Origin of the sequence: Frankia sp. QA3 (assembly GCF_000262465.1) — a bacterium.
GTDB lineage: Bacteria > Actinomycetota > Actinomycetes > Frankiales > Frankiaceae > Frankia.
Map to the genome: position 1 here is coordinate 3,985,431 of NZ_CM001489.1, position 15,882 is coordinate 4,001,312.

A 15,882-nucleotide genomic window follows, 5' to 3' on the forward strand; every position below is an offset into this window, starting at 1 on the left:
GCTGCCCGGATATCCCGACCGGGTGTCCGTGCCGGCATCCCGGCCCGCACCACCGATCTCCGGCCCGGTCGAGATGGCGTCCGCGCGGGCGACCGGGTCATGGCCGCCGCACCAGCACGCACCGCAGACCCACGCCGCCGGCCTGGCAACCCGAGGGCCGGTGGACGGCCCTACGGGCGACTGGTCCGGCCCGCCCCGGGGGCACGACGCCGCCAGCCCGGCGGGAACTGGGCGGCCCGAAGCCCCGGGTGGCCCGGGACTTCCGAACGGACCGGGCGGGTCCGGCCAACCCGACGGGTCGCGTATGCGCGCCATGCCGGGTGCCGGTCCGGGTCACGACGGACCGCGGCTTGCGCCGGGCCGCGCCGGCGGCGATGGAGCTGGCGGCCCGCGCCGACCGATGCCGGGAGCCGGCGGCGCCGACCACGAACGGTCCGCCACGCTCGGCGGTGGCCCGCCGCAGCGCGGCGACGCGCCGCCCGAGCGGCGGCCCACCGGCTGGCGTGGCGACGGCGATCTACCTGGTCGTCCCGAGCAGGGTGGCGCGGGTTGGTCAGGGCCGGGCCCGGACCCGCGGGAGCGGCGAGGCCGGCCGCAGGCGCCCCAGCCGGACCGGGCCGGACCCCCCACGGGCGCGCCCCCACCGAACGGCCGATCGCCCTACGCGGCGCCCACCGGCGGGGCGGCGGGCGAGGGCCGCCCGGGTGGTCCCGGCCGCGGCCGCCCGATCGGGGCGGGCGGTTCCGGTACGCCGAACCTGCCGAACCGGGGGCTGGAGCTCCGTCCGGCCCGGCCGGGCCGCGACGATGCGCGCCGCCGGCCGGGCGGCGAGCCCGACCGGGCCGGGCCCGCATCGCCCCGGGACGCCGAGCTGTCGGCAGCGGCGGCGCGCATCGACCAGGCGCAGGTCGACGAGGTCACCCAGGCGTGGCTGGCACGCCGCGAATCTGTGCTGGACGGCATCGACGTCATCTGAGCCCCGGCAGACCCCGGGCGCGCCGCACGCCGTGCCAGTCCCGCGGCGCGTCGTCGCCCCGGATGACCCCGGCGCGCGGTATCCAGATGCGGCACGTGGTCGTCAAGGCGACCGAGGGCCACGGACGGTGCAGGTTTGAGGTGGCGAGCGGTGTGGCAGGTACGCGACGCCGGGCAGCTCGCCCAGCACGAGGACGGCAACGGACGACGGGGCCGTCCCGCCCGATTTCACGGAAGGTGAGGCGTGGCCGGAGCACTGACCGCACGCTTCGACCTGCCTGCCGATCCCCGCACCGCCGGCCGGGCCCGCCGCCTGGTCACCGAGCTGCTCGCCGCCTGGAACCGCCCGGAGACCATCGAGGTCGCGCAGCTACTCGTCAGCGAGGTCGTGACGAACGCCGTGCGGTTTGTCGGCGACCGGGGGGCACTGTGCCTGAGCGTCTCGCTGCAGGCCGACCGGATCCGCATCGCCGTCGACGACGGGACTTCGCAGCATCCGGCGCTGAAACCCGCCGGCGAGGATGACGAGTCCGGGCGGGGCATGCACCTGGTCGCCGCGCTGGCGCTGCAGTGGGGTGTCGTCGACATCCTGGACGACCAGGGGCCGGGCAAGCAGGTCTGGTTCGATCTCCCCCGCCAGCCGGATCCGCCACGCCAGGAGGATTCGCTGGAGGCGGCCTGCGGCTCCTGACCGGACCCCGACCGCCCGACCGCCCAATCAGGCGAAAATAGTCTGAAAAAGAATTTTTCGGCATATATCTCTGGCATGTCTCGCACCGATACGTGCAGGAGGTCGCGGAATGCCACGCACGTCACTCGACTCGGAATCATCGACGGGCCGGTCGCCCACCCCGACGCGCTGCCCGGCGCACGCCGCCGGGATGGCTCCCCACGCCCCTGACCAGCGCATGGCACCACATCGCGCCGGGGGGTGGCCGGGCGGCACACCGGTCGCGGGGGCGTCCACGGCACCATCGGATGATTTGTCCGCTCCATCCGCCGATGACCGGTGTTAGTCAGGCCGACAATGCGGATGCTTCAGGTGCTGTTCAGGCAACTCGCGTACCGTGACCTACGTCTCCACCGTCACCGTGACCACGGCTCCGGCCCTACGGGGGTTGTCATAGAGATCCCGGTCCTGCTCGGCGCGGACAGCGCCACCGCACCGCCTCTCGAGCCGTCGCCCGGCCCACCACCGCACCAGCCCGCGCCGCTGCCCCGCCCGCGCCGCCGCCCGGCCAGACCCGATCGCGACGGGGTCGGCGCGGCCGAGCCCTCGGCGCATCCGGCCGGCGATCCCGCCGGTACCGCCGATCCCGACCATCACGTCTTCGTCGAGCCCCTCGCCGTCGGCCCGACCGGCCCGGCGCGCTCCCGGCGCAGGCCCGTCGTGTGCGCGATCGTCGTCGCGGCGCTGCTGGTCGTGCTGGCGGTGCGCTTCCGCGGGGACGCCGTCTCCCGGCTGTCCGGGGTGCCCGCCCCGCGCTGGCACTGGCTCGCCGCGTGCGCCTGCTGCACGGCGCTTTTCTACGTCGCCAACGGCCTGTCCATGCGGGCGGCCAGCGGTCTGCGGGTGGAGCTGCGCACGGTGACGGGCGTTCAGGTCGCGGCCGCGGCGACGAACCGGATCATCCCCGCCGGCCTCGGCGCGATCGCGATCCATCTGCGTTTCCTGGAGAAGCGCGGGATGACCCGCCCCGCGGCGCTCGCCGCCATCGCGTCGATCAAGGCTGCCGGCGCGATCACCCACCTGGCCGGCATCGTCATCGTCGCCGGGACGCTCAGCGGCTCCGGGATCGGCGAGGCGGTGGTCAGCCCGGTCCGGTCCACCCTCGATGGCATCGGCACGGGGCCGGTCCTGGTCGGCTGCGTGGTCGTGTGCGCGCTCGTGACCGGTACCGTCGCCCACCCTCGGGTGCGGGCGATGGCGCGGCCCGCCGTCCGGGCCTTCCGCGCCCACGTGTCGGTGCTCGCGCACTCCCCCGGACGCACGACGGTGCTGCTGCTGTCCCAGGCCGGCACCCGCCTGTTCCAGATCCTGGCGCTGGCCTGCACGGTCTGGGCGTTCGGGGCCAGCATGTCGGTGATGTCGGTGGCCACCGTCTACCTCGTCGGCTCCATGGTGGCCGGCGCGGCGCCGACGGCCGGTGGGGTCGGCGCCCTGGAACCCGCGCTGGCCTTCGGGCTGGCGGCGGCCGGCGGCGACGCCGCGGCCATGCTCGCCGTCGTCCTCGTCTACCGGGTGATCAGCTTCTGGCTGCCGATCGTGCCCGGAATCGTCGCCCTGGCCGGCCTGCGGCGCAGCGGCAACCTTTAGCGCGCCGGTCCGCGCCCCGGGCTCCGCAGGTCAGGCGGGCAGGTTGAGGGCCTCGACCACCGGCGCCTCGTGCTCGTGGCCGAGCACCGACAGCCCGCCCGCGGCCAGCACGAAGTACGCCCCGGCCCGGGGCTGCAGGCCGAGCCAGCGGGCGACGAGCACCCGCAGCATGTGCCCGTGCCCGACGAGCGCGACATCGCCGCGCTCCAGCCAGGGGTGCAACCGGCGCAGCACCGCGTCGGCGCGCGCCCCGACCTGCTCCGCGGTCTCGCCGCCGGGCACCGGCGCGGTCCACACCGTCCAGCCGGGCGCCGTCTCGCGGATCGTCGCCGTGGTGATCCCCTCGTAACCGCCGTAGTCCCATTCGGCCAGGTCGGCCCAGACTTCCCGCTCGGTCTCGGGCGTGGTGACCAGGCCGGCGAGGTCGGCGGTGCGCCGGGCCCGCACCCGGGGGCTGGTCGCGACTAGCCCGAAGGACCAGGCCGACAGCCGGGTGGCCTGCCCGGCGGCCTGGCGTTCCCCCTCGGCGGTGAGTTCGACGTCGGTGCGGCCGGTGTGCCGGCCGAGCCGGCTCCACTCGGTCTCACCGTGACGCAGCAGCACCACCCGGCCCGGTGGGACCTGCGCGATCATCCGCGGCGGGACGCCCGCCGCCGGCGGCGCCGGACCCCGCCGACGAACAGCAGCAGCCCCCCGCCGACCAGCGCCACCCGATCCCACCGCACGACCCGCACGAAGGTGACGTCGCCCGGGGACAGCCGGTGCGCCCCGGGCCTGCCGGCCCGGCCGCCCCCGGGGACCAGCACTGCGCCGGCAGCGGCGCCGGACCCCGCCGGTAGCTGCGGCACGCCCGGCCCGGGCCCCGGTCCCGGCCCGATCCCGAGCGCGGGGCCGTAGCGCTGCCGGAGCTCGGCGGTCCTGACCCGGAGCTGCTCCTGGGTGCGTTCGGCGATCCGGCGCGGGCTGACGATCTCGGCGATCGAGTCGATCGTCTCGGCCAGCTCGGCGCGGGTCTCCTCGATCTGCTGCTGGATGACGGCCGGGTCCTGCGGCACGAATGTTGCCCTCTCGTCCGGTGCGGATGGCGGCGGTCACGGTGCGCGCCGATCACGTCGACGCCGCACCGCGGACATCCCCGTCAGGTGCGTCCCCGCCAGGTGCGACCCTGCCGGATGCGCCCCTGCCGGGTGTGGCCCCGTCGGGTGCGGCCAGCCTGTTCCGATCGTGCCAGACCGACCACCCTCCGGCGAGGCGAAACGTCGAGTGGTCGCCAGGAGGTCTCTCACGTTTGCCCCCGCGCGCCGGCTTGACCCCACTTCGGCGCCCGCCCCGGACCGGACTGACCGAGGATCTCGAGCCGCCGGACATTACGCTGATGGCTGTGCTTGGCGGTCGGCAGCGGTCTGGCTCTGGAGGGCGTCGCCCCGGGTCGGCCACTCCTGACCCGCTGCGCGGCGGGGGGCTCTCCGGCGCAATCCCCCGCGGGGTGCTCGCCGGAGCCGCGTTCGCGGTGCCCGCGGTGGCCTGGGCGCTGCTCGCCCATCTCCCGCTGGCGGGCAAGGCGCCCCCACCCGGCCGGCTGCTCCTCGTCGCGCTGGTCGCCGTCCTGCTCGCCGCCTCGGTCGAGGTCGTCCGATCGGTGGCGGCAGCACGGGAGGCTCCCGCGCAGCGCCGCCGGATCGGCGGGCCGCGGTCGTTCGGCGGTCTGCTCGCCGTTCAGGGTCTCCTGCACGCGGCGCTCGCCGTCGCCGGCTGCGGGGCCGGGCTGCGGGCTCAACGCAGCGATCCCCTGCTCGGCGTGCTCCTCTGCCACAGCGGCCAGGCCACCGCCCCTGCGGGGGCGCACGCTGCAGGGGCGGTGGTCGGCCCGGTGCTTCACCCCGGACTGGCGGCCCCTGCACACCTCGCCGGCTCCGAGCTGGCCGGCTCCGAGCTGGCCCGCTCCGGGCTGGCGCACGTCGATCCGGCACTGCTGGCAGCCGCCCGGCGGGTCGCCGCCGGCGCCGGGACCGGGTCAGGCGACGCGCCCGCCGGGGGTCACCGGCACCTCGGCGGCCTGGCCGTCCTCGGCTCCGGGTCCGCCTCGGCCGCCGCCGTCGCGCTGGCGATGCTGCTCGCCCACGCCCTGGCCGCGGCGTTGATGTTCTGGTGGGCCCGCCGCGGCGCGAAGGTGCTGGCCGCCGCCGGCCGGCTGCTGGCGCGCCGGCTGCCCGCCCTCCCGGCGGCCTCGCCGGTACCGGCGTCGGCCCCACGGCTCCTGCGGCCCCGGCGAGCCCACTCGACGGGACGGCCGCGCCTGCTGTTGCTGCGTCACGCCGTCGCCCGGCGCGGCCCGCCGGCGCCTGCCGCCAGCAGATCGTTCCGGGATGCGCCGTGGCAGGTCGCCGCGGTCTAGCCCCGCTGCGCCGCACCATCGGCCGGGCGGGGCGCGCCGCCGTCGCCCGCGCCTTCCCGCGCCTCCCGCTCCTCCCCGTCAGCCCGTCGCCCACCGCGTCCGCGGCGATCACACTCGATCGCGGTCGCCGCCGGCCGATGGCGATCCCGCGCGCGCCTGTGGCGCCCGCTCCTGGAGTGTCATGTCCCTGATCCGTCCTCGTCACGAGGCACCCTCCCGCCCCCGCTGGTCCCCCTCCCACCGCCCGATCCCGCCCGCTAAGCCGGCCCAGCCATCCGTTAAGCCGGCCCAGCCGTCCGTTAAGCCGGCCCAGCCGTCCGTGATAGCGCCGCCACCGGCACCGACCTTCCCGGTGGCGGCACCGTCCGGGCCGGGGCGGTCGCCGCGCCGCACGCCGGGAGGGGCCGCGGGACGACGCCGGCCGACGCGGCTGCTCGGCGCCCTCGGGTCGGCGCTGGCCGTCTCGTCGATGTTGCTGCTCACCGCCTGCGCCGGCTCCGGGACGAACAACGGGGTGACCGTCGTCGATGCGGGCGACGGCGACAACGACGGGCTGCACGGCACGGTCCCGGCTCAGCGGCTGGCCAAACCCGCCCTGAACCTGACCGACACTGACGGACGCCCCTTCGACCTGCGGGAACGAACAAAAGGCAAAATCACTTTGCTGTTCTTCGGCTATACGAACTGTCCGGATGTCTGCCCGACGACGATGGCGGACATCTCCTCGGCGCTCACCGAGGTCAAACCGGACGTACGGCAGCAGATCACGGTCGTTTTCGTGACGTCCGATCCTGATCGGGATACCGGACCGGTTCTCAGTCGTTGGCTTAGGCAGTTCGACGCGACCTTCATCGGTGTCCGCGGCCCGTTCGACCGGATTCGCACCGAGGCCGAAGCCCTCGGCGTCCCCCTGGAGAAGCCCGAGGTCCAGGCCGACGGTTCCGTTCTGGTCACCCACGGCTCCCAGGTGATCGCCTTCTCCCGGGACGACCGGATCCGCGCGCTGTACCTGGCGGGCACGGGCGTCCAGGCGTACATCGACGACCTGCCCAAGCTGACCGCCGAGCGGTCCGGACCAGAAGCACGAGGATGAACACGATCGCCTACCACCTCACCACGCCGACGCAGCCGGCGAGCCGCAGCATCTCCACCGTCCTTCGCCTGGCCCTCGGCGCCGTCTGGCTCGTCGCCGGCCTGCTGAAGGTCAACGATCCGGACGGCATGCTGCGCTCGGTGCGGGCGTTCCGCATCCTGCCCGAAGCGCTGGTGCAGCCGGTGGCCTACGGCGTGCCGTTCCTGGAGATCGCCCTCGGCGTGCTGCTCATCGTGGGGCTCGCGGTGCGGGTGACCGCGCTGGTGTCGGCGCTGATGTTCGCCGTCTACATCGCGGCCATCGCCTCTGCGGCGGCCCGCGGGCTGCGCATCGACTGCGGCTGCTTCTCCTCCGGCGGCGACCTGACCGCCGACGCCCCCACGCACTACACCTCCGAGCTGGTCCGCGACAGCCTCCTGCTCGCCGCGGCCGCGCTGCTCGCCTGGCGGCCCGGCGGCTACCTCGCCGTGGACCGCATCCTCGACAAACCGGTCAACGACCGTTCCGGGAGTGACACAGATGGCCTCGAACTCTAAGACCCGCGGCAAGAGCGGGAACGGCCGGAACGCCCCGTCCGCGACCAGGCCCGGCGGCGGTGCCGGCTCGGCGGGCGGCGGTGCCAGCTCCGGTGGGGGCGCCCGTGGCGGCACCGGGGCGAATTCCTCAACGGGGGCCAATTCCTCAACGGGGGCCAATTCCGCGGCGAGGGCCGGCGGCGGGTCGGGACCGGCTCGGCGGGGCAAGGCGGGCGCCGAGGACCGGCGGGCGAAGGCTGCCGCCGCCCGCGCCGCCGCGGCTGCCCAGGAGCGGCGGCGCCGCAACCTGATCGTCGCCGGGGTGGTCGTCGTGGTGCTCATCATCGCCGGGGTGATCGGCTTCGCCGTGCAGAACTCGCGGGAGGAGTCCAAGCCGGTCGTGCTGCCGGCCGCGGCCACTGGAGCCGATCACGGCATCATCGTCGGCCAGGCGTCCGCCCCCGTGACGGTGGACATGTACGAGGACTTCCAGTGCCCCGCCTGCGAGGCGCTGGAGACGCAGACCGGCCCGACGATCCGCACCCTGCTCGACCAGGGCAAGATCAAGATCGACTATCACATCATGTCGTTCCTCGGCCCCGAGTCGAAGCGGGCGGCGAACGCGGCGGCCGCAGCCGCGAACGAGGGGAAGTTCCGCCAGCTCCATGACATCCTGTATGCCAACCAGCCGAAGGAGCACACCGGTGGGTTCACCAAGGACACCCTGATCGCGCTCGGCGCCAAGGCCGGGCTGACGTCGCAGGCGTACAAGGACGCCGTCAACAACGGCACCTACGACGGCTACGTCGCCAAGGTCGACAGCGACGCGTCGAAGGCCGGCGTCACCGGGACACCGACCGTCCTCGTCGACGGCAAGCAGCTTTCCGGCACCCAGCTCACCCCCGACGGCTTCCGCGCCGCCGTCAACGCCGCGAGCTGACCGGACGTACCCACCCGGTTCGTCCCGCCCGGCGGTCCGGAGCACGAGGTGAGATCGGCCGCGGCCCGCGCCAGCCGGCGCGGCCGGTCCCACCCGTCCGCCACCGTGGTCCGCCCGAGGGGCGGTTTGCCGTTCCGCGCAGGCCACGACTACTTTTCGGGCCATGACTGAGACCGCCAGCGCCGCCCGTCTCGCCCCCGGCGACACCGCCCCCGAGTTCACCCTGCCCGACGCCGACGGCAACGAGGTGTCGCTGTCGTCGTTGCGGGGCCGCCGCGTCGTCGTCTACTTCTACCCGGCCGCGTCGACGCCGGGCTGCACGAAGCAGGCGTGCGACTTCCGGGACAGCCTCGCCCAGCTCAACGACGCCGGCATCGACGTCCTCGGGATCTCCCCCGACAAGCCGGCGAAGCTGGTGAAGTTCCGCGACCACGAGTCGCTGACGTTCCCGCTGCTGTCCGACCCGGAGCGCAGCGTCCTGGCCGCCTACGGCGCGTTCGGCGAGAAGACGATGTACGGCAGGAAGACCGTCGGCGTGATCCGCTCGACGTTCGTCATCGGCGCCGACGGTCGGATCGAGGTGGCGCAGTACAACGTCCGCGCGACCGGCCACGTCGCCAAGCTCCTGCGCGACCTCAACCTCGCCACCGCCTGACGACCGACCCGCGCCGAGCCCTCGCCTGCCTTCAGCCGCCGCCCGCCGCCGCCTGCAGCCTGCTTATCCAGAGGGACGAAACGGACATGGAACCCTCTGGATAAGCAGGGAAGCGCACTCGGCACGCCTGGGTCGGCCTACGGGGTCTAGCTCGCCGGCCGCAGGTCCCAGCGCAGCAGCACGTTCTCCGGCCGCCGCGGATCGACCAACACCGGGATGCGCCGCGGCCGGCCGGACGAGGCAATCGCCGCACGGCTGAAATCCATGTCCACGTCGGGCAGCACCGCGCTGCGCACCACCGGATACGGCGCGCCCCCCGGCCGATCGACGAGCAGGTGCACCTCGGCGACGGCCCGGCCGTTCACCCGCACACCCGTGTCACACAGGGTGTCGACGGTCGCGGTCGTCGCCTGCCCGGAATGGATGAGCGTCAGCGCCCGATTGCGTTCGAGCAGGGCACGCTGGGCGGCGTGCCTGGGGCCGGATCTCCCCAGGCGGGACACGCTCCGCGTGGCCCCGTCGACCGCCGCCGCACCCGCCGCCGTCGGATGCCCTCCGGGCGCACCCGCCGCCGTGAGATGCCGGCGGGAGGCTCGCGCTCCGTTGCCCTGGTTGATGCCAGCGTCGACGGCGCCCGCCAGCACGTCGTCCGAGCCAGGCCGGTCACCGGCGACATTGACGACGACATCAGCGACGGACGTGGTCCTAGGGCCAATCGCCCCGCTGTCTGCGGCGGCGGTGCCGGTGGCAGGGGTGCCGGTGTCGGCGGTGTCGGTGGACGCGGCGGTGCCCGGGGCCTCCGTCGTGGTCATCTGTGTCGTCTCCCAGTCGTCCTCGCGCGGACCGGCGCACGCACCAGCCTGCCGCCGGGCGGCCGCCCGTGCGGGTCGGGCTGGCGACAGCGGAGCCGCCGCGCCTGTCGGCAAGGCGACCGTCGGACGAACGAAGGTGGCCGACGACGCGAACCCTGTTGACGGCCGGGTATGTGTCCGGTTCCCATCCCCCCAAACCTCGCGAAACCCGATGGGACGCATCCGGACCAACCTCACAGCGCACGGTGACTGCCGATCGACGCTTCGGAGAACCGCCATGCCACCGTGGTGGCGGTCCTCGCTACCCTGGAAGCCACGCGGGAGTGGCGGAATGGCAGACGCAGCAGGTTTAGGTCCTGCCGCCCTAGGGCGTGGGGGTTCAAGTCCCCCCTCCCGCACTCCATGATCAGCTGTCCCCTGCCCGCAGGGACCGAGGCATCCGGGGAACGAGCCGGAGCCGGCCGATGCCGATCTATCCTGGTAGACGGACCGCTTCCCCCGAAGCCGGCCCGGCCGACGCGGCCGACTTATCGGGACTGAACCAGTGCCAGCCGGGCGATGGTCCGGTCGACGTGGCCGTGCGCCTCCGAAAGGCCCCGGTTGATCGACCGATGCACGACCGACCCTTCCCCGTAGCGGGACAGGATCTCCGCGAGGCGCTCCGGGAAGGTGAACCGCTGGCCCTGCGGACCCGTCGTCAGGTCCGCCATGCACAGCGCGTCCATTACCGGTGAATCTTCGAATGCCCAGGCGGACAACTCCGCCGTCAGGCCCCGTTCCTCGGCCTCGTGGCGCGCACCCGAGTGGTGCGCGACCAGTGCGCACAGCCGTTCCGGCGCATTCTGGGTCTCCAGGAACCTCGCACCGTCGACCGGGTGGAACCGCAGGTGCCCGATGGACGGGGCGTAGCCGATGTCATGCAACCACGCCGCCGCCACCAGCAGCTCCCGTTCTTCCGGGTCCACGACTGCCGAGACCTCGCGAGCAGCGGCGGCAACAGCCTGCACATGCCGCCACCGATCCCCCAGCGGGGTCAGAAGCTCGCTCGCCAACCGCTCAGCAACCGCCACCTCCACCGGATCACCATACGGTGAGCACCGCCGAGCCATTGGCGAGTGCCGGAGACGACCGAAACCCTCGCTTCAGGATCAAGTCACGGTGCGGGCCGCGCAACGGCTTCGCGGGGCGCTGGCTCGCCATGCTCGCCAGCGCGTCGCCACCCCGTATCGCATTCCTCACTCGAACAGGCGGGCTGACGGTGGGGCATGTTTCGGCGTCTTGGCGATGGTGGGCACGTCGAGGAGCCGCGGGCTCCGTTGCTTCGCTTACCGGACAGCCAAGCCGTCCGGCCGACAGGCCAGTGTCCGGCAGCGTTCCCGTCGCCACCACGGTCGAACCGGCGCTCGACGGCGCCGCCACCCCCTGCCCCGCGACGATGCCGAGCGGCACCGTCAGTGCCAGGCCCAGAACCGCCCATCCGCGAAGTCGTCTCGACGCCACGACGCTCTCCCCTGATTCCCGCATCGGAATCTCCCGTCGTTTCCCCAGGCAACGGCCGTCGACACGGCCGACAAGGGACGTTAGGGGTCATCGGTGGACGGCCGATGAGCCGCAGCCGACCGGCGATCCTCCGCATTACGACCAACCGGCGCGATCCGGTCACCGAGGCGTGGTCGGGAGTACCTCGTCCGAGAACCGGGGCGAGGGGTGCGGACATTACCCGGCATGGGGCGACGATGACGGACGAGGCCGATCCGGGCGAGGCCGATCCGGACGAGGCCGATCCGGACGAGGCCGATGGGGTGCAGGCCGATGGGGTGCAGGCCGATGGAGACGAGGCCCTCCTGGACCAGGCCGCGCGGGGGGACAAAGCCGCGTTCGGGCGGCTGTTCCGCGCGCACGCGGACGCCGTCTACTCCTACTGCTTCCACCGGCTCGGGTCGTGGAGCGCCGCGGAGGACGCGACGTCGGTGGTCTTCCTGGAAGCGTGGCGGCGGCGCGCCGACGTGGTGGCGGTGTCGGGGTCGTTGCGTCCGTGGCTGCTCGGGGTGGCTACGAATGTGATGCGTAACCAGCGGCGGGCCGCCCGGCGGTACGACGCGGCGCTGTACCGGCTGCCGCCGTCGCCCGCGGAGCCGGATCACGCCGACGAGGTCGCGGCCAGGCTCGACGACGAGCAGCGGATGCGGGAGATCCTGCGCGAGCTCGCGACGCTGGACCACGGTGCGCGGGAGGCGATCGTCCTGGTCGCGATGGAGGGCCTGACCTACCCGGAGGCGGCGGTGGCCCTCGACGTCCCGGTGGGGACGGTGCGTTCGCGGGTGGCAAGGGCCCGCAGGCGGCTACGGCGCGGCGTCCGGGTGACAGCGAAAACGCCCGACGACGTCGCCTTCGCGACCGATTCCGGGTCGGAACTGCGGGCTCAGGAGGCCCTCGAAGATCAGCCAGGCCAGAAGGCGGTGCGAGATGTCTGATCCGGGATACACGCGGCTGCCACCACCGCGGTCCATTCCCGCGCGGCGGCTGGAGCAACGATCCGTGCTGCTCGAACGGCACGTCGACGCCTCCTGGGGACCTTCTCCGCGGCGTTCGCGGCCATGGTGGCGACGCAGGAGGGTGCTGGTGCCGGCCGTGGCACTGGCCGTCTCCTGCCTCGCCGCCGCCGGCTGGGGGCTGCGACCCAGTGGGCTGGCGACCCGGGCCACCGATGTCGGCTGCTATTCGGCAGTCAGCCTGACCAGCGATACGGCCGTCATCGGTGGTCAGGCGGCGGCGGATCCGGTCGCGGCGTGCCGGGACATCTGGCAGCGGCCGGGGCCGGGAACGGGCGCAGGGGCGGGTGCCGACCCGAGGCTCGGCCAGAACACGCCGGCGGCGGCCTGCCTACGTGACGACGGGAGCATCGCCGTCTTTCCCGCGAGGGATGCCTGCACATCGTTGGGACTGCGCCCGTTCGCGGGGGTGTCCGACGCCGCGCAGCGGTTCGCGGCGTTCCAGCGCGAGGCGATCGACATCGTTGCGGCCGACCGCTGCCGGCCCCGTCCGCAGATCATCTCGGTCCTGCGCCAGAAGCTGGACGCCTACGGGCTGCGTTCCTGGTCGATCGACGACAGCGGCTTCGGCCAGCCGTGGGAACGGGACCTGCCGTGCGCCAGCCTCGCGTTCGACCGCGACCGGTCGAGCGTGCTCATCGTGCCGTTCCCGCGACCGTCGGGGCGGGCAGCGTGAGCAGGGTTCGCCGGCTGGGAAGAGTCAGCGCACCTGGCCGAGCCGGACCAGGCGGGTCGAACCCGCCAGCACCGGCGCGTGGCAGTGCCCGCACGCCATCTCGGGATGCAGCTCGGCGCCGCAGTCGTGCTCCCACCTGGTCGGCCCCGGGCCGTCGGTGACGTAGCGGTCACCCCACTCCATCAGCCCGAGCAGGATCGGCCGCAGTGCGCGGCCGGCCTCGGTGGGGACGTACTCGTAGCGCGGCGGGCGTTCCTGGTACAGCACCTTGGCCAGCACGCCTCGCTCGACGAGGGTGCGCAGCCGCGCCGCGAGGATGTCCCGGCTCGCCCCGGTGTTTCGAGCGATCTGGTCGAAGCGACGCTCACCGAGCAGCACCTCGCGTAGCGCGAGCAGGCTCCATCGCTCACCGATGACCCCGAGCGCATTGGCGATCGAACAGTCCCGCCCGACACCGGCCATGGTGATCATCCCCTCGACCCGCACGTTCCGCCGATCCCACCCGACCGCCGACGCCCGGACGCCCCACGCTCGGATGTGCCGGTCGGTCCGGGAATCCAACCTACCACCCACCCCGCACACCCACCCCCATCTACCGCCAGTTGACCGCGACGCCGGACGCGACCGATAGTCAGTTGGATAATCCAACCCATCGCTGCGGCCCGGCCGTACGACTCGCGGGAGAAGCCCATGGATCAGTCAGTCGATCGCCCGGAACGTCCGGAGCCGGTCGCCGTGCCACCGCGGCTCGCGGCACACCCGTCGGTCCGCGCCGTCCTCGCCCGCCGGGCCACCCGCGAGGCGCCACCCAGGGTGATCGACGCCGACTGGCTGCGGGAGATCGCACTGCGCGCCGGTGCCGACGACGTGGCCGCCGTCCCGCTGGACCGCCCGGAGCTCACCGACGAGCGCCCCTTCGTCGAGCGCGCCCTGCCGGGGACCCGCAGCCTCGTCTGCCTGGTCGTCCGGATGAACCGGGACAACGTCCGTTCGTCGGAACGCAGCGTCGCGAACCAGGAGTTCCACCACAGCGGCGAGATCATCAACGCCGCCGCCCGCCGGATCGTCCGGGAGCTGCAGGATGCCGGCCATCGGGCGGTCAACCCGTCCGCCACCTTCCCCATGGAGATGGACCGCTACCCCGGCCGGATCTGGGTCGTCGCCCACAAGACCGTCGCGGTCGCCGCCGGGCTCGGCGCCATCGGCATCCACCGCAACGTCATCCATCCCCGGTTCGGCAACTTCATCCTGCTCGCCACCCTGCTGGTCGACGCCGACGTCAGCGAATACGGCGAACCCATCGACTACAACCCCTGTCTGGAATGCAAGCTCTGCGTCGCCGCCTGCCCGGTGGGTGCCATCAGCAAGGACGGCGACTTCGACTTCTTCTCCTGCTTCACCCACAACTACCGTGAGTTCATGGGCGGCTTCACCGACTGGGCCGAGACCGTCGCGGACAGCACGGACGGCGCGGACTTCCGGGCCAGGGTCAGTGACGGTGAGAACGCCTCGATGTGGCAGAGCCTGTCGTTCCGGGCGAACTACAAGGCCGCCTACTGCATGGCGGTGTGCCCGGCCGGCGAGGACGTGCTCGAACCGTACCTGGCCGACCGCAGGGAGTTCATGGACCGGGTGCTGCGGCCGCTACAGGACAAGGTCGAGACGCTCTATGTCCTTCCCGGCTCCCCCGCCGGTGACCATGCGCGGCGCCGGTTCCCGCACAAGGAGGTCCGCCACGTCGGCGACGCCGGCCGCTCCCGGCGCACCCCAGCCACCACTCCTCCCGATGGCAGCGAAGGCCGCAGCGGAAGCCATCCTTGACCGGGCCGGCGCCCGACGACTCCCCACCGTTCGGCACCGCCCGCATCCGACCCGACATCCGACCCGACCCGACATCCGACCGTCGAAGCTCTCCGTCACCGTTGTCTGTTCCCAGACGGGCCTCCACCTCGGCGTCCCAGCCAAAGCACCGAGCAACCACGTGATCGCGGGGAACGTGCGCTGCCACAAGCCCGAGATCGCCATCGTGCCGAGGTCTGGTCACGGTTCCGGGCGCTGAAACCGTGACCAGACCTCGGCAACTGCGGGTAACGGGCGCGCGCCGGGCCGGCCGCCGGCGTGGGATGGCGCAGAACGCGACTCGGCCGTGGTGAAGACCATGCGTCCGCGAACTCCTGGAGCGGGTGGCCACGAAACGACGAGCCGAACCATCAACAGCGCCGCGCACCACGCGATAGAGCCGCGCACCACGCGATAGAGCGGTAGACAGGACACCGGATCTACGGGAGGAGTCCTGCCATGACCACCGCGGGCGAGGACCGGCGACCGGTGCGGCGGGGCCGGGGCGGCAAGACGACGCTGACCTGCCTCGGGCCGTCGCCGGACCCGCCGTTCGAGAAGGTGACGAGCGCGGCGGTGGTGGCGGTCGCCGACGACGGCCGCCTCGTCGTCGCCGAGCTGGCCCGCGGGCTGGACATACCTGGCGGGCACGTGCAGCGCGGCGAGTCGTCGATCGACGAGACCGTGCGGCGGGAGGCGTGGGAGGAGGTCCGGGCCCGGCTCGGCGTCCTGTACCCGGTCGAGGTGATCGAGTCCGACCACTTCGGCGCCGACGACCGGACCTACATGGTGATCCGCACTGCCCGGGTCACCGAGCTCGGCCCGTGGGAACCCACCCACGAGTCCGCCGGGCGAACGCTGATCGAACCCGAGGAGTTCCTGCGGCGCTACCGCGGCGGGGACCCGGCGCTCATGCGCCACCTCGTGACTGCCGCCCTCGCGACCCTCCCCGCCCCCTGACCGGACGTCCTTCGCCTCTAGGTTCAGGTTCACGCCGGCAGGTCGCACCGCTGCCTCAGCCAGGACCCCACCGCCGGGACCCGGTCACCACGCCGTTCGCGCACCGTCGTCAGGACGTCGGCCGCATGGACGCACATCCGCTTCCAGCAGGCA

General features: G+C 73.4%; 17 protein-coding genes and 1 tRNA gene. 13 read left to right on the forward strand and 5 right to left on the reverse strand.

What is annotated here, in order from left to right:
• Window positions 1–400: 400 nt before the first annotated feature.
• From FRAQA3DRAFT_RS16245 to FRAQA3DRAFT_RS16255, 3 genes are all read left to right on the forward strand, one after another.
• Window positions 401–976, forward strand: coding sequence for a hypothetical protein (locus FRAQA3DRAFT_RS16245; RefSeq protein WP_035921056.1), 576 nt, complete (start codon window positions 401–403; stop codon window positions 974–976).
• A 243-nt stretch (window positions 977–1,219) separates the two neighbouring features.
• Window positions 1,220–1,666, forward strand: coding sequence for an ATP-binding protein (locus FRAQA3DRAFT_RS16250; RefSeq protein WP_009740130.1), 447 nt, complete (start codon window positions 1,220–1,222; stop codon window positions 1,664–1,666).
• Between the two features lie 336 nt (window positions 1,667–2,002).
• The gene (locus tag FRAQA3DRAFT_RS16255) at window positions 2,003–3,292 is read left to right on the forward strand and encodes a lysylphosphatidylglycerol synthase transmembrane domain-containing protein (protein WP_009740131.1); all 1,290 of its coding nucleotides are present in this window, start codon (window positions 2,003–2,005) and stop codon (window positions 3,290–3,292) included.
• 30 nt (window positions 3,293–3,322) lie between these two features.
• Here FRAQA3DRAFT_RS16255 and FRAQA3DRAFT_RS16260 read toward each other — a convergent pair whose 3' ends face one another.
• Entirely contained in the window at window positions 3,323–3,925 is a 603-nt protein-coding gene (locus FRAQA3DRAFT_RS16260) for a histidine phosphatase family protein (RefSeq protein WP_009740132.1), read from the reverse strand.
• Complete coding sequence (locus FRAQA3DRAFT_RS16265) at window positions 3,922–4,347, reverse strand: DUF3618 domain-containing protein (RefSeq protein ID WP_009740133.1); 426 nt, start codon at window positions 4,345–4,347, stop codon at window positions 3,922–3,924. The genes FRAQA3DRAFT_RS16260 and FRAQA3DRAFT_RS16265 overlap by 4 nt, the downstream gene beginning before the upstream one ends.
• A gap of 320 nt (window positions 4,348–4,667) precedes the next feature.
• Here FRAQA3DRAFT_RS16265 and FRAQA3DRAFT_RS16270 point away from each other — a divergent pair, with 320 nt between their 5' ends.
• The 5 genes from FRAQA3DRAFT_RS16270 (at window position 4,668) to bcp (ending at window position 8,890) form a co-directional block, all read left to right on the forward strand.
• The gene (locus FRAQA3DRAFT_RS16270) at window positions 4,668–5,687 is read left to right on the forward strand and encodes a hypothetical protein (RefSeq protein WP_232291633.1); all 1,020 of its coding nucleotides are present in this window, start codon (window positions 4,668–4,670) and stop codon (window positions 5,685–5,687) included.
• Between the two features lie 352 nt (window positions 5,688–6,039).
• Complete coding sequence (locus FRAQA3DRAFT_RS16280; protein WP_232291634.1) at window positions 6,040–6,780, forward strand: SCO family protein; 741 nt, start codon at window positions 6,040–6,042, stop codon at window positions 6,778–6,780.
• Entirely contained in the window at window positions 6,777–7,316 is a 540-nt protein-coding gene (locus FRAQA3DRAFT_RS16285; protein ID WP_009740136.1) for a DoxX family protein, read from the forward strand. Before FRAQA3DRAFT_RS16280 ends, FRAQA3DRAFT_RS16285 begins: the two co-directional genes overlap by 4 nt.
• Window positions 7,300–8,235 (forward strand): thioredoxin domain-containing protein, encoded by a 936-nt coding sequence (locus tag FRAQA3DRAFT_RS16290; protein WP_009740137.1) that lies wholly within the window; start codon window positions 7,300–7,302, stop codon window positions 8,233–8,235. The genes FRAQA3DRAFT_RS16285 and FRAQA3DRAFT_RS16290 overlap by 17 nt, the downstream gene beginning before the upstream one ends.
• A 163-nt stretch (window positions 8,236–8,398) precedes the next feature.
• Window positions 8,399–8,890: a thioredoxin-dependent thiol peroxidase gene (gene bcp / locus FRAQA3DRAFT_RS16295; RefSeq protein ID WP_009740138.1), complete on the forward strand. Its 492-nt coding sequence runs from the start codon at window positions 8,399–8,401 to the stop codon at window positions 8,888–8,890.
• A gap of 146 nt (window positions 8,891–9,036) precedes the next feature.
• Here the strand turns inward: bcp and FRAQA3DRAFT_RS37345 are convergent, their stop codons facing one another.
• The gene (locus tag FRAQA3DRAFT_RS37345; RefSeq protein ID WP_009740139.1) at window positions 9,037–9,702 is read right to left on the reverse strand and encodes a hypothetical protein; all 666 of its coding nucleotides are present in this window, start codon (window positions 9,700–9,702) and stop codon (window positions 9,037–9,039) included.
• Between the two features lie 317 nt (window positions 9,703–10,019).
• On the opposite strand from FRAQA3DRAFT_RS37345, the gene FRAQA3DRAFT_RS16305 reads away from it, so the two are divergent.
• Window positions 10,020–10,100: transfer RNA gene (locus FRAQA3DRAFT_RS16305), tRNA-Leu, on the forward strand.
• A 129-nt stretch (window positions 10,101–10,229) separates the two neighbouring features.
• Here the strand turns inward: FRAQA3DRAFT_RS16305 and FRAQA3DRAFT_RS16310 are convergent.
• Entirely contained in the window at window positions 10,230–10,778 is a 549-nt protein-coding gene (locus FRAQA3DRAFT_RS16310) for an HD domain-containing protein (RefSeq protein ID WP_035921059.1), read from the reverse strand.
• 660 nt (window positions 10,779–11,438) lie between these two features.
• Between FRAQA3DRAFT_RS16310 and FRAQA3DRAFT_RS16315 the strand changes: the two genes are divergently transcribed.
• Window positions 11,439–12,176, forward strand: coding sequence for an RNA polymerase sigma factor (locus FRAQA3DRAFT_RS16315; protein ID WP_063820802.1), 738 nt, complete (start codon window positions 11,439–11,441; stop codon window positions 12,174–12,176).
• A 148-nt stretch (window positions 12,177–12,324) separates the two neighbouring features.
• Window positions 12,325–12,930 (forward strand): hypothetical protein, encoded by a 606-nt coding sequence (locus FRAQA3DRAFT_RS16320; RefSeq protein ID WP_009740142.1) that lies wholly within the window; start codon window positions 12,325–12,327, stop codon window positions 12,928–12,930.
• 24 nt (window positions 12,931–12,954) lie between these two features.
• On the opposite strand, the gene FRAQA3DRAFT_RS16325 is transcribed toward FRAQA3DRAFT_RS16320, so the two are convergent.
• Window positions 12,955–13,392, reverse strand: a complete 438-nt coding sequence (locus FRAQA3DRAFT_RS16325) for a helix-turn-helix domain-containing protein (protein WP_035923003.1) — start codon at window positions 13,390–13,392, stop codon at window positions 12,955–12,957.
• Between the two features lie 228 nt (window positions 13,393–13,620).
• Between FRAQA3DRAFT_RS16325 and FRAQA3DRAFT_RS16330 the strand changes: the two genes are divergently transcribed.
• On the forward strand, window positions 13,621–14,751 hold the full coding sequence (locus FRAQA3DRAFT_RS16330) for an epoxyqueuosine reductase (protein ID WP_009740144.1): 1,131 nt from the start codon (window positions 13,621–13,623) through the stop codon (window positions 14,749–14,751).
• 477 nt (window positions 14,752–15,228) lie between these two features.
• Window positions 15,229–15,729, forward strand: a complete 501-nt coding sequence (locus FRAQA3DRAFT_RS16335) for an NUDIX hydrolase (RefSeq protein ID WP_009740145.1) — start codon at window positions 15,229–15,231, stop codon at window positions 15,727–15,729.
• Window positions 15,730–15,882 lie beyond the last annotated feature (153 nt).